At 49.3% G+C, this 22,224-nt stretch carries 21 protein-coding genes; 11 read left to right on the top strand and 10 right to left on the bottom strand.

Features of this window, described 5'->3' with window-relative positions; all coding sequences use genetic code 11:
• Positions 1-57 precede the first annotated feature (57 nt).
• A complete protein-coding gene (treY, locus tag BMZ56_RS08720; protein ID WP_090626168.1) occupies positions 58-4,155 on the top strand; it encodes a malto-oligosyltrehalose synthase in 4,098 nt (1,365 codons plus the stop codon).
• Positions 4,156-4,197: 42 nt separating this feature from the next.
• Positions 4,198-6,318 (top strand): glycogen debranching protein GlgX, encoded by a 2,121-nt coding sequence (glgX, locus tag BMZ56_RS08715; RefSeq protein ID WP_090626167.1) that lies wholly within the window; start codon positions 4,198-4,200, stop codon positions 6,316-6,318.
• Between the two features lie 91 nt (positions 6,319-6,409).
• Here the strand turns inward: glgX and BMZ56_RS25425 are convergent, their stop codons facing one another.
• From BMZ56_RS25425 to BMZ56_RS08695, 6 genes are read right to left on the bottom strand one after another with little or no spacing between them, the layout of a single operon-like run.
• Positions 6,410-6,769 (bottom strand): four-helix bundle copper-binding protein, encoded by a 360-nt coding sequence (locus BMZ56_RS25425; protein WP_143072880.1) that lies wholly within the window; start codon positions 6,767-6,769, stop codon positions 6,410-6,412.
• 11 nt (positions 6,770-6,780) lie between these two features.
• Positions 6,781-8,403: an alpha-amylase family glycosyl hydrolase gene (locus BMZ56_RS08710; protein WP_245893141.1), complete on the bottom strand. Its 1,623-nt coding sequence runs from the start codon at positions 8,401-8,403 to the stop codon at positions 6,781-6,783.
• A gap of 12 nt (positions 8,404-8,415) precedes the next feature.
• Entirely contained in the window at positions 8,416-8,598 is a 183-nt protein-coding gene (locus tag BMZ56_RS25420; RefSeq protein ID WP_143072879.1) for a hypothetical protein, read from the bottom strand.
• Between the two features lie 13 nt (positions 8,599-8,611).
• Entirely contained in the window at positions 8,612-10,435 is a 1,824-nt protein-coding gene (gene treZ / locus BMZ56_RS08705) for a malto-oligosyltrehalose trehalohydrolase (protein ID WP_090626166.1), read from the bottom strand.
• Between the two features lie 26 nt (positions 10,436-10,461).
• Positions 10,462-10,743 (bottom strand): hypothetical protein, encoded by a 282-nt coding sequence (locus BMZ56_RS08700; protein ID WP_090626165.1) that lies wholly within the window; start codon positions 10,741-10,743, stop codon positions 10,462-10,464.
• Positions 10,744-10,759: 16 nt separating this feature from the next.
• The gene (locus BMZ56_RS08695; RefSeq protein WP_090626164.1) at positions 10,760-10,978 is read right to left on the bottom strand and encodes a hypothetical protein; all 219 of its coding nucleotides are present in this window, start codon (positions 10,976-10,978) and stop codon (positions 10,760-10,762) included.
• 137 nt (positions 10,979-11,115) lie between these two features.
• Between BMZ56_RS08695 and BMZ56_RS08690 the strand changes: the two genes are divergently transcribed.
• Entirely contained in the window at positions 11,116-11,310 is a 195-nt protein-coding gene (locus BMZ56_RS08690) for a hypothetical protein (RefSeq protein ID WP_143072878.1), read from the top strand.
• 23 nt (positions 11,311-11,333) lie between these two features.
• On the opposite strand, the gene BMZ56_RS08685 is transcribed toward BMZ56_RS08690, so the two are convergent.
• On the bottom strand, positions 11,334-12,641 hold the full coding sequence (locus BMZ56_RS08685) for a M20/M25/M40 family metallo-hydrolase (protein WP_090626162.1): 1,308 nt from the start codon (positions 12,639-12,641) through the stop codon (positions 11,334-11,336).
• Between the two features lie 248 nt (positions 12,642-12,889).
• Between BMZ56_RS08685 and BMZ56_RS08680 the strand changes: the two genes are divergently transcribed.
• Positions 12,890-13,204, top strand: coding sequence for a rhodanese-like domain-containing protein (locus tag BMZ56_RS08680; protein ID WP_090626161.1), 315 nt, complete (start codon positions 12,890-12,892; stop codon positions 13,202-13,204).
• Between the two features lie 18 nt (positions 13,205-13,222).
• On the top strand, positions 13,223-13,399 hold the full coding sequence (locus BMZ56_RS26150; RefSeq protein WP_104443702.1) for a DUF6358 family protein: 177 nt from the start codon (positions 13,223-13,225) through the stop codon (positions 13,397-13,399).
• Here the strand turns inward: BMZ56_RS26150 and BMZ56_RS08675 are convergent.
• The 3 genes from BMZ56_RS08675 to BMZ56_RS08665 form a co-directional block, all read right to left on the bottom strand.
• Entirely contained in the window at positions 13,376-14,104 is a 729-nt protein-coding gene (locus tag BMZ56_RS08675; RefSeq protein ID WP_090626160.1) for a 2-phosphosulfolactate phosphatase, read from the bottom strand. The two genes, BMZ56_RS26150 and BMZ56_RS08675, sit on opposite strands and share 24 nt — an antisense overlap.
• A gap of 16 nt (positions 14,105-14,120) precedes the next feature.
• Positions 14,121-15,200: a glycine cleavage system aminomethyltransferase GcvT gene (gene gcvT / locus BMZ56_RS08670; RefSeq protein ID WP_090626277.1), complete on the bottom strand. Its 1,080-nt coding sequence runs from the start codon at positions 15,198-15,200 to the stop codon at positions 14,121-14,123.
• A 149-nt stretch (positions 15,201-15,349) separates the two neighbouring features.
• Positions 15,350-15,691 (bottom strand): single-stranded DNA-binding protein, encoded by a 342-nt coding sequence (locus tag BMZ56_RS08665; protein WP_090626276.1) that lies wholly within the window; start codon positions 15,689-15,691, stop codon positions 15,350-15,352.
• A 489-nt stretch (positions 15,692-16,180) separates the two neighbouring features.
• Between BMZ56_RS08665 and map the strand changes: the two genes are divergently transcribed.
• The 6 genes from map (at position 16,181) to BMZ56_RS08635 (ending at position 22,136) form a co-directional block, all read left to right on the top strand.
• On the top strand, positions 16,181-16,945 hold the full coding sequence (gene map, locus BMZ56_RS08660; RefSeq protein ID WP_090626159.1) for a type I methionyl aminopeptidase: 765 nt from the start codon (positions 16,181-16,183) through the stop codon (positions 16,943-16,945).
• Between the two features lie 24 nt (positions 16,946-16,969).
• Positions 16,970-18,133 (top strand): DNA polymerase III subunit, encoded by a 1,164-nt coding sequence (locus tag BMZ56_RS08655; protein ID WP_090626158.1) that lies wholly within the window; start codon positions 16,970-16,972, stop codon positions 18,131-18,133.
• Positions 18,123-19,451, top strand: coding sequence for a PSP1 domain-containing protein (locus tag BMZ56_RS08650; RefSeq protein ID WP_177195095.1), 1,329 nt, complete (start codon positions 18,123-18,125; stop codon positions 19,449-19,451). Before BMZ56_RS08655 ends, BMZ56_RS08650 begins: the two co-directional genes overlap by 11 nt.
• A 27-nt stretch (positions 19,452-19,478) precedes the next feature.
• The gene (locus tag BMZ56_RS08645; protein ID WP_177195094.1) at positions 19,479-19,931 is read left to right on the top strand and encodes a gliding motility lipoprotein GldH; all 453 of its coding nucleotides are present in this window, start codon (positions 19,479-19,481) and stop codon (positions 19,929-19,931) included.
• A 113-nt stretch (positions 19,932-20,044) separates the two neighbouring features.
• Positions 20,045-20,467, top strand: coding sequence for a PadR family transcriptional regulator (locus BMZ56_RS08640; RefSeq protein ID WP_090626155.1), 423 nt, complete (start codon positions 20,045-20,047; stop codon positions 20,465-20,467).
• 13 nt (positions 20,468-20,480) lie between these two features.
• Positions 20,481-22,136 (top strand): PspC domain-containing protein, encoded by a 1,656-nt coding sequence (locus BMZ56_RS08635; protein WP_090626154.1) that lies wholly within the window; start codon positions 20,481-20,483, stop codon positions 22,134-22,136.
• Positions 22,137-22,224: the final 88 nt, after the last annotated feature.

Below are 22,224 nucleotides of genomic sequence, written 5' to 3'. Positions count from 1 at the left end.
TTTTAAAAAAGAAACTATTTCGAACAATGATGCGATAAGCGGGTTAACCCATTACGTATGAATAACGTGCCCGCAACAACGTATCGGATCCAATTCAATACGGATTTTACGCTTTCTGATTTGGAACAACTGATTCCTTATCTTCAACAACTGGGAACCGGGGCTATCTACGCTTCGCCGATTTTTCGGGCGGTGCCCTCAAGTATGCATGGATACGACCAAACGAATCCCTTGCAGATCGATCCCGAAATCGGTGCCCTGGAGCAGTTGCGGGCAGTAGCCAAAAAACTGAGGGCAGCAGGGATTGGCTGGATACAGGATATTGTGCCCAACCACATGGCCTATCACCCGGAAAATACCTGGCTTTGGGACGTGTTGGAAAAGGGACCGGATTCACCGTTCAGCCGTTTTTTTGACACCCCCTATGCAGCTTCTAGCTATTTTCACGGCCGCCTGATGGTCCCCTTTCTCGACGCGCCTTTGAACGACGTAATGGTGGAAGGGCGATTAACGATACAGCCGAAGGGCAATAAGTTGCTTTTGGCGCACAACGGGCTGCATTGGCCCATCAATGCGGCTGGAAGCGCATTGATCCGTGCACACCTTGGGAAGTACCCGGCGGCAGAAACGGCAACGGATTCGGATACCTGGCCTGAAGCGCTTATCCGGGAGGTGGTTTCCTGTCAACACTACGAACTCTGTTATTGGAAAGAAACCGAATGTCGGATCAACTACCGCCGCTTTTTTACGGTAAATGGATTGATTGCAATGAACGTACAGGACTATCGTGTTTTTCACGCTACCCATCGGATGATCGCCAAATTGGTGAAGGAAGGGATATTCACCGGATTGCGGATCGATCATGTGGATGGCCTTGCTGATCCTACTGGATACCTGCTCCGGCTTAGGCAGCTGGTCGGTGAAAACACGTATCTGGTGGTTGAGAAAATACTTCAGCAGGAGGAAACGCTGCCAGGCTATTGGCCTGTGCAGGGCACCACCGGGTACGACTTTCTGACTGTGGTTAACGGGCTGCTGACAGACGGGAGCAATGAGCGACAGCTATCCCGGTTTTATGATAAGTTGGTTGGCCGGACCACGCTGCCCTTGCTGCTGAGGGACGCTAAACGCACGCAGTTACACACGGCCATGCAGGGCGAGCTGAATAACTTGTTTCATTTTTTTCGCGATGCAGTATTAAGCGGCGAAAAATTGCCCGAAAACGTGCAGGAACCCGTGCTGAAAGCGGCATTGGCATCCTTTGTGGTACACTGTCCGGTATACCGTTGGTATGGACGTACCTTCCCACTGCCGGAGCCGGAAGCGGAGGAAGTGCGGCATACGCTGCAACAGGCGGCGCTTTCCGCGCCGGAATTACGGGAAGGACTGAGTTTTCTGGAGAGCTACCTAGTCCCCGCTTTTCTGACGGGTTCCAAACGGCAGGTGAAACGCTTGGCAGAATTTTATCAACGGTGCATGCAGCTTACCGGGGCTTTGATGGCCAAAGGGTTGGAAGATACGCTCATGTATACCTACCACCGCTATATCGGTGCCAACGAGGTGGGCGGTACGCCGGCGGTATTCAGCATCGCTGTTGCTGACTTCCACCGGTTTATGCAGCAACGGGCACAGTTATGTCCACATTCACTGAATGCCACCGCTACCCACGATACGAAGCGGGGGGAGGATGTGCGGGCACGCTTACAAACCTTTACCGCGTTTCCGCGCATATGGACGACAGCCGTAAAGCGCTGGATGAAGGTAAACGCTTCCTATAAAACAAGTGGGATGCCGGATGTAAACGATGAATATTTTATATACCAGACACTGTGGGGCGGCTTTCCGATGCCTGGCCAGGCAGTCAGCGCCTACCGATCCCGACTGGAAGCCTATATAATCAAAGCGCTCCGGGAAGCCAAACGGCATACGGATTGGACAAATCCCGACCAGACCTATGAAGAAGCAACCTGTCGATTCGTTCGTCGGCTGCTGCGCCCCAATACGCCCTTTTTCCGGCAGTTCGGGGCTTTGCATCGGGAATTGACAGATGCTGCTATCGTCAATTCAGTCACACAGGTAGTGTTGAAGTTTACCTGTCCAGGTATCCCAGATATTTATCAGGGCTGTGAAGGATGGGACCTGTCGTTCGTGGATCCGGACAATCGCCGACAGGTAGATTTTGACATGCGGCAGAAGTGGCAGCGAAAACTAGAAAGGGCAAAACGCCGCGGAGTTGATGCAATAGCGGAATGGTGGAAGGAACGGTACAGCGGATTGCTCAAATATGGCATCACCGAGCGGCTGGCGCAACTGCGACTATCGCATAAAGCACTTTTTCAGGGGAATTACGTGCCGTTAGCGGCAACGGGAAAACAACGGAAACATGTACTCGCGTTTGCGCGCAGGCAGGGCAATGAATGGCTGTTGGTTATTGTACCGCTCCACATGCGGCAGTCGGTGATAAGCTATGCGGATGGCGAAGAACCCATCGACTGGGGGAACACGCTGATACAGCTGCCAAAGGAAGCGCCGCTGCGGTGGCAAAATGTTTTTATAGATGCGGTATATGAAACGGGCGGTGCGGTGCAGCTCAACGATGCCCTTCGGCAGTTGCCGGTTGGGGTATGGACGGCTTCGGAAGTATCGCGTGAAAGTCCGCGGAGCGCAGGGGTACTGCTGCCGTTATTTTCGCTCCCCGGACCTTATGGCGTGGGCGATCTGGGTCCGGAGGCCTATCGGTTTGCCGATTTCCTGCGTGGCGCATGTCAACGCTATTGGCTGCAGCTCCCTCATAATCCGACAGATGAGGGAGTGGATTATTCACCCTATAGTATCCGTTCAGCGATGGCGGGCAATACACTGCTGATCAGCTTGGATGAAATGCAACGGCAAGGGTGGATTACCGGGCGTGAATTAACGGTAAATCAGCTCCCGATGTCCGACTGTGTGGACTATCGCCAAGCGCAGGCATTGAAGCATTTTTTCTTTGGCAAAGCATTCCGCAACTACTTGCAGCAACGGGATGGTAAAGAAGACCCCCTATTTGGCGATTTCTGTGTGCGCGAGTCCGATTGGCTGGACGATTATGCGGATTACACAGCATTACGTGAACGCTACAGGGGAAAACCATGGTATGCCTGGCCCAAGGCTTACCGCGACCGGGACAAAACCGCGATGGCGACTTTCAGGCGCAAGCATGCCCATGCGCTACAGCAGACAAAATGGCTGCAATACCAATTTCATACACAATGGCAGTGTCTCAAAACCTATTGTCACCAGGCGGAAATCAAGCTCATAGGCGATCTTCCCTTCTATGTTAACCACGATTCGGTGGACGTATGGGCGCATCGGGAACTTTTCTGCCTGGACAGCCGGGGACGGATGATAGGTATGGCCGGCGTGCCACCTGATTATTTCAATACCGAAGGACAGAACTGGGGAATGCCCGTGTACCGCTGGGAAAGCCATGCTGCACAGGGTTACGGATGGTGGATCGCACGGATACGTAAGAACCTGGAATTATATGACTTCTTACGGTTGGATCATTTCAGGGCATTTCACGATTATTGGGAGATCCCTCAGGAAGCTGAAACCGCCAAGCAGGGTAGGTGGCAGGTAGGGCCGGGAATCGCGCTGTTCAATGCCGTCCGGAATGCGATGGGTGAGCTCCCCTTTATCGCGGAAGACTTGGGCGATATCCACGAAGATATCTACCGTTTGCGCGACGAGTTGGGCTTTCCCGGCATGAAGGTATTGCAGTTTGCCTTCGGCGAAGACGTGGGGACCAACCTTCATGCGCCTCACTTCCATACGGTAAACGATGTGGTATTTACCGGCACACACGACAACGATACCGCCGTGGGATGGTATCGCGCTGAACTGCAGGCAGCAGGCAAATCACAGTTAAAGGCATATACGGGCGCACGGCGTCTGAGTCCGCAGCGAGCCGGCCGTGCACTTTGCCGGATGGCATATGCATCGCCGGCGTGGTTGGCGATCCTTCCCATGCAGGACCTGTTGGGGTTGGATAGCGAAGCAAGGATGAATGTACCGGCAGCACCGCAGGCCAACTGGCGATGGCGGTTGAAAGCTAAGCAATTGACCACCCGTTTACAACAAGATTTGGACGAATGGGTGCGGCTGTACGGCCGATGAGAAATTTAAAAACAAATGTAAGCGCACTGCGGTTGTTGGTTTATGGAACGCTCAATCTATCCGGGGAAACCCTACCCTTTAGGTGCCACGTGGGACGGGGAAGGGGTAAATTTTTCACTGTATGCCGAAAATGCAACCAACGTACAACTGTGTCTATTTGACAACGATGCCGCCGATGGCAACGAGGAAACGATCAACCTTACGGAGCGCACCCATCAAGTATGGCATGGCTATGTTCCCGGTTTGAAGCCCGGCCAGCGGTATGGCTACCGTGTGCATGGACCTTTTGAACCCAATGAAGGGCATCGCTATAATCCGCATAAGCTCCTGCTCGATCCGTATGCCAAGGCGATAGCGGGTGTCCTCGATGCGCACGAAGCTCATCTGGGATACGAACTCGGCCATCCGGACGGTGACCTGAGCTTCAGCAAAGTGGACAGTGCACCCTATATGCCCAAATCGGTGGTAATTGACCCGGCATTCGACTGGGAAGGCGATAAACAACTCAATATCCCTTTCCATAAAACCATCATTTATGAGACGCATGTAAAGGGATTTACAAAACTCAATACCGAAATTCCTGAGTCCCTGCGCGGTACGTATGCCGGGCTGGGCCATCCTGCTACGGTGGATTACCTCCAAAAGCTGGGTATAACCGCCATTGAGTTATTGCCGGTGCACCAGTTTGTCAACGACCGGCAGTCCGATGGTTTGTCCAATTACTGGGGATACAATTCCATCGGTTTTTTTGCTCCCGAGGCGCGCTATGCGGCTTCAGGGATTCGGGGTGAGCAAGTACAGGAATTCAAAAACATGGTAAAGGCACTGCATGCCGCCGGTATCGAGGTTATTTTGGACGTGGTGTACAATCATACCGCGGAAGGCAATCACATGGGGCCTACCCTGTGCTTTAAGGGAATTGACAATGCTACGTATTACCGGCTTACTGAAGATCCCCGCTATTACATGGATTATACAGGTACGGGCAACACATTGAATGCCAATCTACCCAACGTGCTCCGGCTGATCATGGATAGCCTCCGGTATTGGGTTACGGAAATGCATGTGGATGGTTTCCGGTTTGACTTGGCAGCCACGTTAGCCCGTGAGCTTCATGAGGTAAACCGCCTGAGCGCTTTTTTCGACATCATCCACCAGGATCCGGTAATTTCGCAGGTGAAACTCATTGCTGAGCCCTGGGATTTGGGCGAAGGGGGCTATCAAGTAGGTAATTTTCCGCCGGGATGGGCCGAATGGAACGGCAAATACCGGGATTGCGTGCGGGATTATTGGCGGGGAGCCGATAGCATGCTCTCCGAATTTGCCGAGCGCTTTACGGGAAGTTCTGATTTGTATCAGGATGATTATCGCCGGCCCACAGCAAGTATCAATTTTATGACCGCCCACGACGGGTTCGCCCTGCATGACCTGGTATCGTATAACGATAAGCATAACGAAGCGAATAAAGAAAATAACCAAGATGGGGATGATCACAACCGCTCGTGGAATTGCGGCACGGAAGGGCCTACCGACGATGCAGCTATCAATGCATTGCGTGCACGGCAAAAACGTAATTTCCTGACCACTCTGTTGCTCTCCCAGGGAGTGCCTATGTTGCTGGCCGGGGACGAGGTGGGGCGGACGCAGCAGGGAAATAACAATGCGTATTGCCAGGACAATGAAATTTCGTGGCTGCATTGGGACCAGCTGGACGAAGATCTGTTACTGTTTACACGCCAGCTCATTGCACTGCGTCGCGAGCACCCCGCATTTTGTCGCCGGAAGTGGTTTACCGGTCAACGCATCAAGGGAATCGGTGTGGAAGACATCGCATGGTTTCTGCCCGATGGCCGTGAAATGCCGGATGAGAACTGGGATCACGACTTTGCGCGTTCCCTAGCCGTGTTTCTGAGCGGTGAAGGGATTCACTCTGTGGGAGAAGAAGGTGAGCGTATCGTAGATGACAGCTTTTACCTGATTTTCAATGCCCACTACGAAGGGCTGGAATTTGTATTGCCCAAAAAAGAGAAATATGGCAGGATATGGGAGAAAGTGATCGATACGGGCCGTGAGGAGACAGAAACGGCGAAAGAAACGTACGCTGCCGGCAATGAAGTGCAGATAACCGGTCGGGCGATTCAGGTGTATCGGTGTATTGAATAGTTGACAGGACCGCAGCGGACCAACCACCGAAAATGATAAAGTTGTTGCAAAGTGCAAGGAGATCAACATATTGCGGTCAAGTGTCCGAAAGCTACATGAGGGATGTAGATTTTGGAATTTTGTTGTCATCGGTTAATTTGCGGCAGGCTTCACTGCATAAGAGACACGCTGCGGCACATTGCTGACAAGCATCGTCCTCATGTTTATCACATTCTTCAGCGCAAAGCTGGCAAATGTAATCACAGATGCGAAGCAACGAGGGTACGAGCACCGATTGCCGTTTTACAGCACGTACCAATTGCATGCAAGTCTCGGCGCAATCGAAACTTAGCCGGATGCAAGGAGCCAGTTCACCGATGCGTTCCGAGGTTAAGCAGGAGGTGGCACATTTTTCAGCCATAAGGGCACAGTGCCACACTTTTTCCAATAAGGCGTGATATCGTTCGTCCATGATCAAAGCTATTAAGAAGTATTACCAATCGGTTCTAACCGCACAACGATGCCCTCATCTCCACTCAGGTAAATGTCTGCTTCAATGGGTGTGTCTTCCAGCTCGGGTGCGGTAGCGACGACTACCTGTCCTTTTAAAAGGAGGTCTGTTTGCCTGTATCGGCAGGGGCGTGAAGTTAAATTCAGTATGATCAAAAAGCTATCGCCATGAGGCGAATCGCGCCGATAGGCGATCAGCTGGTCAGTTGAGGATATCGGTGTGTAAGTTCCTTGGTTCAATGCCGGTTCACCGTTTCGTAACTGGATGAGCTTGCGGTACAGCGAAAGCATCGAAAAGTAATTGTTGCGTTGTGCCTCGACGTTGACGCGTGCGTATTTTTTATCGACACGGAGCCACGGAGCAACTTCCGAGAATCCAGCGTATGGTCTATCAGACCACTGCATCGGGGTGCGGCAGGGATCGCGGCTCAGGTCCTTGTCGGGCATGTTAAGGCCCTGCGGATCCCGTATCTCTTCTGCGGGGATGGGTACGTCATGCATGCCGATTTCGTCGCCGTAATACAGCGTGGGCGTACCGCGTAGCGTGAGCAGTAGCACGGCGGCCACACGCGCCTGGTGTTCGCCGATGCGGCTGGTAAGACGGGGACGATCGTGATTGCCCAGCACCCAGTTGGGCCAACCCTCGGCAGGTAGCGCACCTTCGTACTGATCAATGGCTGCGGAAATTTCCGGTGCATGCCAGGGTAGGTTCAACAACAAGAAGTTAAAGGGCATATGTGCCCCGTCATTCTGGGGGCCATAATAGGCCATGAGTTGCTGGATGGGCAGGTAAATTTCACCGATGATGACACGATCGCCGTAGGCATCAACCACTTTACGCATTTCGGCTACAATCGCATGAACCTCGGGTTGGTCGGTGGAATACACGGGCAGTAATTGGTTGTAGGTGGGTTGGCTTTCAACGTAATCGGGATTCGGTGGATTGTCGCGTAGCTGGGCATCTTTGATCATGTGCCACATTACGTCCACACGGAAGCCGTCTACACCCTTATCAAGCCAGAAACGCATGGCATTGTACATCGCTTCCTGCACGGCCGAATTGCGCCAGTTCAGGTCTGGCTGCTCTTTGAGAAAGCCATGGTAATAATACTGCTCGGTGTCGGCATCCCACTCCCAAGCATCGCCGCCGAATACGCTTTTCCAATTATTGGGAGCACTGCCATCGGGCTTGCCATCGTGCCAGATATACCAATCGCGCTTGGGAGATGCTTTTGAACGCTTGGATTCAATAAACCACGGATGGCGATCTGAGGTGTGATTAGGTACAAAATCCAATAATACGTTAAGGTCCCGGGCATGTGCTTCATTCAGCAACCGGTCAAAGTCTGCCATCGTGCCGAAGATCGGATTGATTCCTGTATAGTCCGACACGTCATATCCGAAATCCGCCATGGGGGACGGGTAAATCGGGGAGATCCAGATCGCTCGTATGCCGAGCCATTGGAGGTAATCCAGTTTACCGATGATTCCCTGCAAATCACCGATGCCATCCCGGTTGGCATCGGAAAAGGAACGGGGATAGATTTGGTAAATAACTGCGGTTTTCCACCAAGGAACATTTTCGGGCATGGACATCCTAGCTATGTTTTAAAACTCTAATTTGGACGTATCGGTAACAGAATCGGGATCTAGCCGGTCTACCGTGGTGTCCATCGGGTTTATCGGATCGCTAATGCTGTCCCTCCGCGAAGAATCCGTCCCATTGGGCGGCGTGTGGTTGCAGGCAAGCAACGTAACAACCAACATCATAAAAATAACAAGTGCTTTCATCTATCTGTTTTATTTATGCTTTAGTGGCCAGCACCCACACACTTACCGGCGGTACGGTTAGGCCGTCCGGACCTGTTGTGGCTGTATCGGTGGGACTTGCTGCCGTTGAGTCTAACAAATGGGTCCACGTACTGTTTGGAGGAAATGCAAACGGTACGGGACGATCGGACAGGTTGAATAGCGCCAGCAGCTGCGATTGCTTTGATTCATCCTGCCGGATTAACGCCCAGGCACCGGAGCCAATAATCCGTATTTGTGTATCCGCCTTATTGAAATTTTGCAACGCAGGGTGTTTGCGACGGAGTGCAATCAAATTTTTGTACCATTCCAACAATCGGCCGTGTTTCCCATGTGTTCGGATGGACCAATCGAGAATACACGACTGGAATGTCGACTCGGCTTGTGGATCAGGCGGGGGGTCACTACCCAGAAAGTGCTCGAACTCTTGTTGCCTCCCCGCTCGGACCTGAGCGGCAAGTTCGGGGTCGTCATGGCTGGTGAAGTACAGAAAAGGCCGTTCTTCTCCATATTCTTCCCCCATGAATAACATGGGGATGTAGGGTGAGAGGAGCAGGGCTGCGGCAGCGATGCGCAAGCGCACATCCGACACCAAATGGGTCAGCCGATCACCGTTTTTATAGTTGCCCACTTGGTCGTGATTCTGAACAAATACCACGAATTTAGACCCAAGGACTCCTGCGGACGATGCACCGTATTTCCGTCTCCGTGCGTTAACATATTCTCCACTATGTACAAAGCCTTCCGTATAGGCTTTGACAAGCTGTTCCATTGTGCCGAAATCTTCATACCGTTCTTTACCTTCGGGATACAGCAGTACAAAAAGAGCGTGATGAAAGTCATCCAGCCACTGCGCATCGAAGCCATATCCGCCCGTTTTGAAATTCTGAATGACGCGGGGTGCATTGAGATCGCTTTCGGCGATCATGTAAACGGTTTTCCCGGTATGCTGGATATAACGGTCTATTTTTTCATTCATGTATTGCAATACATGAACGGCGCCATTGTCAAGAATGGCGTGGATTGCGTCTAACCGCAAACCATCGATGTGGTAATGGCGAAACCAATGCAGGGCATTATCAGCAAAGAAATCGCGCACGCCGTCAGACCACGGTCCATCAAAGTTCAGTGCCTCGCCCCAGGGCGTCTGATAGGCCGCGGTGAAATAAGGGCCATAAGCGGTGAAATAATTGCCTTCGGGCCCAAGGTGGTTATAAACTACGTCCAGAATAACAGCTATCCCTTTGTTGTGGCAGGCATCGACCAGGTTCTTTAAGCCATCGGGTCCGCCATATGAATGCTGTACGGCATAGGGAAAAACCCCGTCGTATCCCCAATTCCTGCTGCCGGGAAACTGTGCAATCGGCATGATCTCGATGGCATTGATGCCGAGATCTTTTAGGGCATCCAATCGTGGGATAATGGCTTCAAATGTGCCTTCTTCCGTAAAGGTCCCTACATGCAATTCATAAAGTATAAACTTCTGAAGTGGATGATTGTTCCACGATTGATCCGACCACGGGTACGTACGCTGGTCTACTACTGCTGAGGGGCCATGTACGCCCTGAGGTTGATGGTGCGATGCTGGATCTGGCAGATCATTCCCATCGTCAAGTATATAAAAATATAAGGTATCCGCTGGGCAATCCGATATTTCGGCTTCAAAATAATCCGCATCTATTTTTTTCATCGGAACCCGGCGTTCAGCGGGCGATACAATATGCAATTGGACTCTTTTTTTTTGTGGCGCCCAAAGTCGGAAACGACAACGGTTGTTAGCGCTAATATAAGCGCCTAGGGGTGTGACGAGTTCATGCATGCAATGGAAATTTTTCAGCGCGCAGGCTATTCGCGATTGACGAATTTATGAAATGTACTGGTTTCGCCATCCGCTTTCTGTTCCTGATAGAGAAAATCAAGCTTTTCAGCATCGAATTTATCAAAGAAATCAGTCCACGGAATTTTTTCAAACTGGTCGTCGTTTTCACTGTTTTCCGGAAAATGAATGCGCAAAACTCCTTCATCGTCTCCACTACTGGTGCCACGTACCTTAGCGGGTACACCACCGCGCTGCTCTGCCCATTTCCGTATGGTTTCATGGTCGCTGGTTTGTTTGGAAGTGCTCATGATACTAAAATTTACGTTATTCTTGAGTGCCTTTATCGGGATTCCGGTTTGGATGCTTTAGTTTTGCATTTGCGCCTGCCGGCTTTCCTTCCTCATCGAGGTAGCGATTTGCCACCTGTTTGTCCTGTTCGGCGTTGTGTACTGCCAAAGCATCGGCTAAGTTGGTGCCGGATTTGCCGTGTCCGCCCGGTCGTCCCTTTCGCCGGATATCATTTTCATGTCTGTCGGTTCCCATCTTACCTCCCTAATTAAGTGAATTGTTGAGTTTCTATTTGCCAACACTCCGAATTTTAATTTGTTTGGGATTTTTAGCAACTCAAAGTTTACCAAAACAAAGGTGATGCAAGTATGTTAGCACCGTAAAAGTTCACGATGATGTTGGCCAAAAAAGACAAAGCCGTTGATCTGCTCGAGGTAGTGGACACAGCAGGGAACCCCGGAAAAAAAGAAAAGGTCGAAGCAGCCCAACCGGAACCCCGGCAAGCCGGTAAAGAGCTAACGAAAGAAGCTGCTCCAAAATGGTATACAGGAACGATTAAGCCATCTCACGAAGGCATGATCTGGTAGAGTGAAGTGAGGGTAAAGACATGTTACCGCTCCAGTTTGGGAACACGGCTTGGCGTGTCTTTACCGGCCACGATGCTTTTTGCACCGATCGCAATGGCCTTAATGGACGAAACAATATTGTCAATATTCAGCGTTTCAACCTCATCTGCTACTGAATGGTAATAACTGTCTTGGTCAATCTGAACCGTCGCAAACGTATGGGCTGGGACTCCGAGAGCAGCTAGTGATGCGTTGTCGCTGCGGTAGAAAAGATTTTGTGTGGGATACGGATCGGGATGAAATGTGAAAGCTGTATTTTGAACATTCCGCTGCATGATTTGCGCTAAATTGGATTGGTTATATCCTGTCACATATAAGGAATTGGGACCGAATTTCGCATCCTTACCAATCATTTCGATGTTGATCATTGCCACCACACTATCAGCATGAAGCTGTTTAGAAAAATAGTTCGACCCTACCAATCCGATTTCTTCCGCGGTAAATGCAACAAAGAGAAGCGAACGTTCGTTGTCGTTGAGCCGCTTATAGTAATTTGCTAGACTGATTACGGCAGACACTCCGGAGGCATCGTCGTCCGCCCCGTTGGCAATTGAATCTTGTCCGACAGGCTGAAGTATACCGATATGATCGTAGTGTGCAGAGAAGATGACATACTCTCCCGGTTTTGACTTGCCGGGGAGCATACCCACTAGGTTCGACAACGGTAACTCCTCCACCTTGTTTGTAAAACTCACACGAAAGGACTTGGGGATCTGATTGGTAAGTACATAGACCACCGATGGCAGGGGCTGCGAAGTCTGGCCCTGCTGGTTGATTCTTCCCTGCATCAAATATCCACGATACCGTTCAAACAAAGAGGCGAAACTGGTATCTATAACAACGATGGCGTCTTTCCTTCCAACAGACGCATCGCGGAAGCGCTGTGCAAAATCATCGCCTGCTTGAATCTGTATAAGTGATACGTCCGGTTCGTCGTTCCAGTTGACCCCCGGATTATTGCTGGATATAATAATATGTTCGCTCGGGATATCGGTTCCGTCAAATGCAACCTCCCAAGTTACAGGGAGGACCCGGGACACCTGGAATGTTTGGCGAAAATCATTTTGCGCGTGGGGTTGCAATCCGATTTTTTCGAATTCAGTTGCGATGAAGTCGGCTGCACGTTCGATGCCGGATGAAAAAGCAGCCCGACCTCCCATATCGTCTGCCGCCAGTGTGGTTAGTATCCGCTTCACTTCGTCCCTGTCGACGATCCGATCGGTTGCCTGGCGGACCGTACAGCCGGCCAACAGGAAGACAGCGACTCCTATATAACGATGGATAATGTTCATTGTATCTGTTGTGTATTGTCAAAGTTAACAATTTTCATGATTCCATTGTTCCGCCTTGCTGAATAACCACTTATTTCCCCCATTAAAAGTTGTCCTCGGCGGCGGAGGAGAAACCGGTAGCTGCGAAGCAATCATGAGTATTTATGGAAGCAAGCTGCGGCGAATAAGGTTGCTTTTTTTAATGTGATTATAATTGCATAAAAGAACAACTTTAGCTAAGTTTGGATACATAAAAAGATGACAAGGTTATGAAAGAGATTACAGTCGAAGAACTTAAGGATAAAATCGATAATAACGAAGATTTCCAATTGATAGACGTCCGGGAGGAATTTGAATACGAAACATCCAACCTAGACGGTGAGCACATCCCATTAGCTGATGTGGTTTTGGAGCAGGATAAGATATCCCGTGATAAGCCGGTAGTGATTCATTGCCGCAGCGGGAAGCGCAGTGCCCAAGCCATTATGTTGCTGGAACAGGAAGGTTTTGACAATCTATATAACCTGCAGGGGGGGATATTGGCTTGGCGTGATGCGTTTGATCCCGACATGCAGGTTTATTGATTGCTGTGACCCGTCGGCATGAAGCGATATTTCATTTATAATGTCCTGTTGAACATCAGTTTAATCTTAATGTTCCTCAGTGTAGTAGCTGCATATCAAAGCAGCGAATATACGGTATTCGGGATTTCGTTATTAATTATCGGGATATTGGGATACCTGAAGTATCGGCTATTAAAGCAGGTGCGGCAACGTTAAGGGGACGAGTTCATGGCCTTTTAGTATGGGTATAACCGATACTTGGTCTTCCAGTAAGCAGAAAGCAACATCCTGTGCAATTTGCAGATGTTGCATCCGTTTGCTATGCGAGGCCTTGCTGAGGTAAGTGGATAGGTTGCCTTGGGCTTCAAGGTAGAGGCTTTCTGCTGCGTAAGCGGCATCGTCCAGTTCTATATCCGTAGTTTTGAGGCGGTGTACAAGTGCCCCGGAAAATACGGTATCTTCCAGATTGAAATGGTTTTTCCAGCCGGCACACACCAACAAGATATGACGCGATTGATTTTTAAGCCAATCGGTAAGGGCGCTGATGTTGAGAAATGACCCGATGACTACGGCTTCTGCACCGATACATCGTTGGATCGCCCGCGTACCGTTGGTGGTGGTCAGCACAATGGTTTTTCCTTCAACCTTATCCTTTGTATACGAGAAAGGCGAATTTCCGAAATCAAATCCTTCCACAACCTTACCATCACGCTCCGCAGCCAGGAGATGCCCATTGCTCCGATAAGAAAGACATTCAGCCAATTCTTCCACGGGAATGATCGCGTTTGCTCCGTTTGCCAATCCGTAACACATGGATGAGGTGGCTCGGAAAATATCGATCACCACCGCAATGGTATCGCTCAAATCGTAAAAGGGCAACAATGCAGGACTCAAACAGACACGGATGCTTTTCGGGCTCATTGGCGTGTTACTTGCGTTACTTTACAAATGGAGGTTTGACAACGGAAGCTTTAATAGAATGATTACGAATGTCGATGTAAATTTCACTTCCTTCTTTTGCATATGCGGTGGGGACATACCCCAATCCGATGGATTTTTTGAGTGTGGGCGACTGCGTTCCGGATGTGACGCGGCCGATCGGCATCCGATCGGCATCCACAATGGTATATCCCTGGCGGGGGATTCCGCGGTCGATCATTTCGAAGCCCACCAATTTCTGCGACAGACCGGCTTCTTTTTGCCTTTTTAACCCATCTGCATTCACAAAGTCCTTCGAAAACTTCGTCACCCAGCCTAAACCGGCTTCCAGGGGCGAAGTTGTATCGTCGATGTCATTGCCATAAAGACAGAAGCCCATTTCGAGCCGGAGGGTATCGCGAGCACCTAAACCAATGGGCTTAATGTCAAAAGGTGCTCCTGCTTCAAAGATGGCGTTCCACACTGTTTTGGCATCTTTATTGGCTACATACACTTCAAATCCGCCCGCCCCCGTGTAACCCGTCGCAGAAACCAATACATTCTCTACACCGGCAAATCTGCCTTTGGCGAACGTATAATATTCCATGGTAGGAAGATCAATGTCTGTAAGACTCGCTAACGCTTCTGCGGCTTTGGGCCCCTGGACGGCAAACAGAGACGTTTCATCCGAAATATTTTTTAGGGTCACACCAAACGTATTATGTTGAGAAATCCAATCCCAATCTTTTTGGATGTTTGAGGCGTTAACCACAAGAAAATACGTTTTTTCATCGATGCGATAAACTAAAAAATCATCGATCACGCCACCGGTTTCATTGGGAAGGTAAGCATATTGCACTTTGCCATCATAGAGCTTTGATGCATCATTGGAACTTATTTTCTGTATCAGGTCCAGTGCGCGGTCTCCTTTGAGTATAAATTCGCCCATGTGGCTAACATCAAACGCGCCTACACCGTTGCGTACGGTTTCATGCTCATCGTTGATGCCTGAATACTGGACGGGCATATTGAAACCTGCAAAAGGAACCATCTTGGCACCTAGGGTAATGTGTAGATCGGTAAGAGCCGTATTCTTAATCATGCGTGGCTTTTTATATTTCGGCGCAAAGCTACTGAAACCTGCATGAATTGCCAATCAAAAAGGATATGAAGTTAGCGGATCGTTCTGTTAAACGCCGCTGAGAGAATGCCTGGCGGGTCTCAAACCCACCAGGCTCAAAGCACACGTTACTCGGGCTTGCGGTTGAATTGAAGTATTTCATTTACATTGACCTCTGTGACATAACGCGTGACACCATCCTTATCTACGTATTGACGGTTGACCAATTTGCCTTCGACTGCAATTTCCGACCCTTTGCTGAGGCTCTTTTGAGCAAACAACGCTTGTTTCCCCCAGAATACAAGGCTATGCCACTGGGTATCGGTGACCCATTCTCCTTGCCCGTTTCGGTACCGTTCATTGGTCGCAATGGAAACACGGGCCAAGGTTCCGTCGTTGCTGAATGTTTTTACTTCGGGGTCGTTGCCTAGGAACCCTGTGAGGCGCACACTGTTTTTTAAGGTGTTCATAATGTGTTGAATTAAATAGAAACCTGTGATTAACGAACGATGGATTTTCCTGACCATCGACAGCACAAAGGTGAGACTATCAAAATCGATTACCCGGATGTTAAACGAATATATCCGTTTTTAAACGGTTACAGATGGATGCATTTCTTATCTTTGTTTCACTTAGCCGGCAAGAAATGAAACTAAGAATCTATCAGATTGACGCATTTACCGATCGGATTTTTTCCGGCAATCCGGCGGCGGTTTGCCCATTTGGGTAACCGGGTTGAAATCAGCGGTCAGGCAAGATTATACCTGACCGGTGAAATCCACGTTGATTAGCACCCCAATGGTGTGCTTCACGGATTATCGATGTTTTTCGTACCTTTGAAACGAGCGTGAGCTGCCGCTCAGAAAAGAATTTGATTAAACGGCTTATGCAAGTTTTATCACGATAATAGATAGGTATAGGGCGATCTAGCCGGGATCAGGATAGCAAAAAAAATAACGATGTCAATTACCAGTGAATCTGAATGGATAGGAATGCAGCGTGTCAGCGAGGTAGTAGCTACCACCTTAAAGGCGATGCGGGAATACGCTAAACCGGGCATGACCACCAAGCAATTGGATGAATACGGACATGAGCTTTTAGAAGCGAGCGGAGCACAGTCTGCGCCAACATTAACGTATGGATTTCCGGGCTGGACCTGTATCAGCCTGAACGGGGAGATTGCCCATGGAATCCCTGCCTCTGATCGTGTCATGGAGGAGGGCGATTTGGTAAATATAGACGTTTCCGCCATGCTTGACGGTTATTGGGCAGACAACGGCGGGTCGTTTGTGCTAGGGCGGGATATCCGTGGCTACCAACCGTTGGTTGATGCTTCCAGGGATATTTTATGGAAAGCCATTCATCAGATCAAGGGAGGAGTACGCATTGCTGATATCGGGAGGTTGATTGAAACTGAAGCAAAGAAACGTGGATACACGGTTATTAAAAATTTGACGGGTCACGGCGTGGGCAGAAGTCTGCATGAGGAGCCGAGTGAAATCGCTAACTATTATGACCGGTTTAATAGGAGCCGATTTAAGAAAAACACCGTAATAGCGATCGAAACGTTTATTTCGAATCGTTCAACACTTGCGCTAACCACAAAAGACGGATGGACATTGGTGGGCAATAAAGGCGGCTTAGTGGCGCAACACGAGCACACGATTGTGGTTACGGATGGCGATCCCGCCATTCTGACACATAAGAACGAACTATGGAATTGATAAGGGAGGAGGATCAGGAGCCGTATGCTATTCAATGAAATTGTCGGGCAGACCGCGATCAAGCGGAGCCTCATTAGCACTGTTAAGGAAAACCGCGTAAGTCATGCCCAGCTTTTCCTAGGTCCGGAGGGCAGTGGAAGCCTGGCATTGGCGGTAGCATATGCACAATATATCAATTGCGAAAGCCGACAACCCGATGACAGCTGTGGCGAATGTGCATCGTGTCGCAAATACAACAAGCTTATCCATCCTGACCTGCATTTTTCGTATCCTTTCTTTGCTAAACACAAAGAAGATACCGCAGCAACGTACGCGGAGGAATGGCGGAAGGCTTTTTTGGAGAATCCCTACCTTGGCCTTGATTACTGGCGAGGGCAATTTGATGCCGAAAACAAGCAGGCGAACATCAACATCGCTGAAGCACACCATATTATCAAAAAACTAAGCCTCAAGGCATTTGAGTCCGAATACAAAGTGCTTATCTTATGGCTGCCGGAGTATTTGGATTCGCAGGGAAATGCACTACTGAAACTTATTGAGGAGCCGCCCGATAAAACGCTTTTTCTTCTAGTGGCGGAAAGCCAGGACCGGATACTCAACACCATCATATCCCGTACCCAGCTTGTCAAGATAAATCGTCTGACAGATACCGAGGTGTCGGATTACCTGATGGAAAGGCAACAATTAGGTGAACACCAAGCCGAAGAAATCGCCTTTATCAGCGGCGGTAGTATCCAACAGGCCATCAATTTGCTGGGCGAAGATACAAAGGATCATTTCGATCTGATGATCCGTTGGCTGCGCTGCTGCGTGACCGATACGGGCCTTCCGCTCATAAAAGTCTGTGAAGACGAATTGTCGAAATTAGGACGTGAAAACCAAAAAAGTTTTTTACTTTACACGCTTAATATGATGAGGCAGGTGGTGTTGTTGAAGGAAAACATGGTTCGATTGGTACACCTGCCGGGTGCAGAGCTTGATTTCGTGGGGAAATTCAGCAAGCATTACCGGATGGATCAAATCGATGCGGCAATCCGCCTGTTTGAGGAGGCACATTATCATATTGAGCGAAATGCCAATCCGAAGATATTATTTTTAGACGTATCTTTGCAGTTGGTTTTACTGTTTAAATATCAAACGTTCCGTCAATTGGCGGACTCAACATATATTGATCACTATGGGATGTAGCAGTTGCTCATCCGGCGGAGGGTGTGGCACTACACCGGCAGGTTGCGAGAATAACGGTGCCTGCATGACGAGCGGATGTAATAAATTGGATGTATACGATTGGCTGGCCCACATGGACATGCCAACAAATTATAAACCCTTCAATATTGTGGAGGTCAGGTTTAAAGGATCGCGGAAAGATTTCTATATCAACCACGAAAACCTGTACCTTGAAATGGGTGAAATGATAGCGGTAGAGCCAAATGCGGGTGGCTATGACATCGGGCATGTGTCTATGACGGGCGAATTGGTGCGATTGCAGCTAAAGAAGAACAACGTAGATGCTACCAGCGTAACTAAAAAAATCTACCGGAAAGTTACTGATGCGGATATCAAGAAATGGCAGGCAGCCAAGGATCTTGAGTGGGAAACCATGCACCGTGCGCGTAAGCTGGCGCTGGATTTGGGGCTATCCATGAAAATTAGTGATGTAGATTATCAAGGAGACAAATCCAAGGCTACATTTTACTATACCGCCGATGGCCGGGTGGATTTCAGGGAACTGATCAAGCGGATGGCTGAAGCATTTCGCATCCGTATCGAAATGCGGCAGATCGGAATGCGACAGGAAGCGAGTAGGCTGGGCGGCATTGGTTCGTGTGGGCGGGAGCTTTGCTGCTCCACCTGGCTTACCGATTTTAAGACGGTATCCACTTCAGCGGCACGCTATCAGAATCTTTCGCTTAATACACTCAAGCTGGCGGGGCAATGTGGAAAACTGAAATGTTGTCTCAATTATGAGCTGGATAGCTACATGGATGCCCTGAAGGACATTCCGAACAATATCGAGCGGATTGAAACGCAGCGAGGCGTCGCTTTCCTGCAGAAAACTGACATTTTTAAGAAGTTAATGTGGTTTAGTTATCCGGGAGAGGAAAACTGGATACCACTTACGACCGATCGGGTAAAGGAAATTCACCACTTGAATAAGGAAGGCGTGAAGCCTGCAGAGATTGGCGCCGTAGTACTGGAAACTCCAGAAGAAAAGCCGGTTAGCTATGATTATGAAAACGTGGTAGGGCAAGATAGTCTTACCCGTTTGGACGAGCGGAATAAGAAAAAAAGACGTTCGGGTAAAAGCAAACGGAAGCCTGAGGAGAAAAAGGCCGTTTCAAATCCATCGCGGGAAAAAAGCGCGACTGCAGGAAATAAGCAATCGGCATCGGAGAAGGACAACAAATCTGCCGAAGCAAAAACGGCAAAACCCAAAAAACGTTTCCGGGGGAATAACCGGAAAGGGAAGAATGGAGGACAGCCGCAAGCCGGGCAAAATAGTTGACGATCGATGGGCAACCGTTTGCGAATAATGAGCGTTGTGTTTGTAATGGCTCTCTCTGGGGGGGGCTGCACAGATACTGCGGTATTGGATCAAAATGTTGCCATTGTCAACCATGCTTGGCATTACGAAGATCAGCCTCAGCTCACCGCGCATATTACGGATGTGACCAGACCGTATAACATCTACCTTAACCTAAGACATACGCCCGATTACGCCTACTCCAATGTATTTGTTTTGCTGCACCAACGTCAGCCCAACGGACGTGATACGACCGAACGTCTCGAACTGACCCTTGCCGAATCCGACGGGAGGTGGTTGGGCCGGGGCAACGGAAGTGTGTATACCCATCAACACCTGATCAAGGAATCTATCCACTTTCCGGATACCGGCAATTACGTGTTTACGCTGGAACAAAATATGCGCGAAAATCCGCTGCGCGAAATTACCGATGTAGGGATTCGTGTGGAGCCTGCCAACTAAATCATTCATCTTTATTTCTATAATTATTTTTTTATCTTTGATAATCAGCCAATTGTGTTTTTGTACACTACTATGTATTGCATAGTACAAACTAAAACATATATCTTTGTATTATGATAGTAGATAACACGCAAACCCAAATGAGGAAGGGGATATTAGAATACTGTATCCTTTCCATTATCTCGCGGGGCGAGATTTATGCCTCAGACATCATCGGCGAGCTAAAGCAGGCGCGATTGCTGGTGGTAGAGGGTACTTTATATCCCTTACTTACCCGGCTTAAGAACAATGGACTGCTGAGCTACAGCTGGAAAGAATCCACATCGGGGCCTCCCCGCAAATATTACCAGATTACGCCTGCTGGGCTGGAAGTGCTCAACAAATTGGATACCACATGGGAAGAACTGGTATTCGCTGTGAGAACATCCATGGAGGGGCGTGGAGAGACATCAGACGTGAAACGTCAGACATCAGGTATCAGATCCGAGACCTCAACGGAGGGCGATATTCAAAATACATCAGAAAACGAACAATAAAAACCACAAAAAAATGAACAGGACCATCATTATCAATATAAACGGCATTGTTTTTCACATTGAAGAAGATGCTTATGAAGTGCTCCGCGCTTATATGATAGATGTCAAAAAACACTTTGGGTACACGGCAGATAGCCACGAGATTGTCGGCGACATCGAGAACCGTATTGCCGAGATGTTCAATGAGCGTATTGTGCAGGGTAAAAAAGAAGTCATCACGATGCAGGATGTCAATGATGTCATCGCCCAGATGGGAAGGGTAAGCGATTTTGAAGCTGGAGATTCCGATGAAGCGTATGCTCCGGCAGACGAAACCTATGATATTCCGCCGGTAAGCGGACAGCGTAAGCTGATGCGCGACCCGGACGACAAAGTATTCGGAGGTGTATGTAGCGGACTGGGCCACTATTTCGGTATCGAATCGCGCTGGATCCGGCTTATTCTCGTACTGCTATTTATCTTTGGAGGTACCGGGTTTCTGCTGTATATTATTCTTTGGATTGTGATGCCTTTAGCCCGTACGCGTGCCGACCGGATGGCCATGCGCGGAGAGGCGCCCAATCTGCAGAATTTCAAACGCAGTTTTCAGGAGGAGATGGAGGGCCTCCGCTCAAATTTTACGGGGGCCGAGGAAGGGCTTAAAAGAGGCTTGAACTCGGCCGGTAATTTTCTGATGAGCGCATTTATTGTCTTGGCTAAGGTTGTCGGTGTGCTTTTCATCATCGGCTTATGCGGTGGGTTAGTTGTTTTAGTCATCAGTATCATTGCTTCCTTCGGTTTCCTGGGGAGCGATACGGATATGGCCATGTTTCCGCTCAATGTCATCGAGCCGGCTTATCGCACTCCTATGCTCGTCAGCGCGCTCTTTGTCGCCATCATTCCATTCGTAGCATTGGTTGCGTTGATCATCCGTATATTGTTCAACAAATCTGCAATGGGGCAATATACCGGCTTCGCCCTGCTGGCTATCTGGCTGATTGCCGTGGGTTTCACGACAGTATATGCAGTCCGTACGGCCAACGATTTCCGGGAAGAGAGTACCGTTGTCGAAGAACGCCCGCTGGAGAAGCAACCCGTATACCACCTGTCGAAAAACGACATGACGGTTATCCGGCTGCAAAATGACTCAACCGACCGGACTTCATTGATCCGTCAGCGGGCCATCATTCGCAATCGCAACATGATGGAATGGCAAAGCCGCATGTATATGCGCATCGTGAAAGTGGATTCCACCCAACTCCCTTCCCTGACCTATGAATATTCGGCACATGGAGCGACGTATGAAGGCGCGGCCGAGCGTGCAGGCAGAATCGACTATCATTTCCAGCAGCAGGCAGACCGGCTGGTTTTCGACAGCCATTTCAACTTGACCGATGAGGATTTGATGCGTGACCAGCGGTTGTACCTTAAATTGAATATCCCCGTCGGAGCGCGGCTTATCATTGACAGGGACCTGCAACGACATATTTCGGATCTGCCCTTTAACCAGTGCGAAGATAATTACCAGTATCCCGATGGGAATCGCCCTGACAAAACCGAATGGGTGATGCTGGAGTCAGGATTGAAATGCGCAATAGCTGCGCCGGTGATCGAAGAAAACCCGGAGGCGACCGATACCACGCACATAGACAGTATAAACGTACCGGATACGGCTGCTATTAAAAATTAAATTTGGCCACTCGTGCAACTTTTTGAGACATCGTGGCGTCTTACCAGGTAAAGAATAAAGAACAACAAAATATAAAATAGCATTCTTC

This window comes from Parapedobacter indicus (assembly GCF_900113765.1).
Taxonomy (GTDB): Bacteria; Bacteroidota; Bacteroidia; order Sphingobacteriales; family Sphingobacteriaceae; genus Parapedobacter; species Parapedobacter indicus.
The sequence above is the reverse complement of the archived record's forward strand: the minus strand, read 5'-3'. Positions and strand labels throughout refer to the sequence as shown.

Coding starts and splice junctions, on each gene's coding strand:
- treY (WP_090626168.1), top strand. CDS start 58: ATGAATAACGTGCCCGCAACAACGTATCGGATCCAATTCAATACGGAT.
- glgX (WP_090626167.1), top strand. CDS start 4,198: ATGGAACGCTCAATCTATCCGGGGAAACCCTACCCTTTAGGTGCCACG.
- BMZ56_RS25425 (WP_143072880.1), bottom strand. CDS start 6,769: ATGGACGAACGATATCACGCCTTATTGGAAAAAGTGTGGCACTGTGCC.
- BMZ56_RS08710 (WP_245893141.1), bottom strand. CDS start 8,403: ATGTCCATGCCCGAAAATGTTCCTTGGTGGAAAACCGCAGTTATTTAC.
- BMZ56_RS25420 (WP_143072879.1), bottom strand. CDS start 8,598: ATGAAAGCACTTGTTATTTTTATGATGTTGGTTGTTACGTTGCTTGCC.
- treZ (WP_090626166.1), bottom strand. CDS start 10,435: ATGCATGAACTCGTCACACCCCTAGGCGCTTATATTAGCGCTAACAAC.
- BMZ56_RS08700 (WP_090626165.1), bottom strand. CDS start 10,743: ATGAGCACTTCCAAACAAACCAGCGACCATGAAACCATACGGAAATGG.
- BMZ56_RS08695 (WP_090626164.1), bottom strand. CDS start 10,978: ATGGGAACCGACAGACATGAAAATGATATCCGGCGAAAGGGACGACCG.
- BMZ56_RS08690 (WP_143072878.1), top strand. CDS start 11,116: ATGATGTTGGCCAAAAAAGACAAAGCCGTTGATCTGCTCGAGGTAGTG.
- BMZ56_RS08685 (WP_090626162.1), bottom strand. CDS start 12,641: ATGAACATTATCCATCGTTATATAGGAGTCGCTGTCTTCCTGTTGGCC.
- BMZ56_RS08680 (WP_090626161.1), top strand. CDS start 12,890: ATGAAAGAGATTACAGTCGAAGAACTTAAGGATAAAATCGATAATAAC.
- BMZ56_RS26150 (WP_104443702.1), top strand. CDS start 13,223: ATGAAGCGATATTTCATTTATAATGTCCTGTTGAACATCAGTTTAATC.
- BMZ56_RS08675 (WP_090626160.1), bottom strand. CDS start 14,104: ATGAGCCCGAAAAGCATCCGTGTCTGTTTGAGTCCTGCATTGTTGCCC.
- BMZ56_RS08665 (WP_090626276.1), bottom strand. CDS start 15,691: ATGAACACCTTAAAAAACAGTGTGCGCCTCACAGGGTTCCTAGGCAAC.
- map (WP_090626159.1), top strand. CDS start 16,181: ATGTCAATTACCAGTGAATCTGAATGGATAGGAATGCAGCGTGTCAGC.
- BMZ56_RS08655 (WP_090626158.1), top strand. CDS start 16,970: ATGCTATTCAATGAAATTGTCGGGCAGACCGCGATCAAGCGGAGCCTC.
- BMZ56_RS08650 (WP_177195095.1), top strand. CDS start 18,123: ATGGGATGTAGCAGTTGCTCATCCGGCGGAGGGTGTGGCACTACACCG.
- BMZ56_RS08645 (WP_177195094.1), top strand. CDS start 19,479: ATGAGCGTTGTGTTTGTAATGGCTCTCTCTGGGGGGGGCTGCACAGAT.
- BMZ56_RS08640 (WP_090626155.1), top strand. CDS start 20,045: ATGATAGTAGATAACACGCAAACCCAAATGAGGAAGGGGATATTAGAA.
- BMZ56_RS08635 (WP_090626154.1), top strand. CDS start 20,481: ATGAACAGGACCATCATTATCAATATAAACGGCATTGTTTTTCACATT.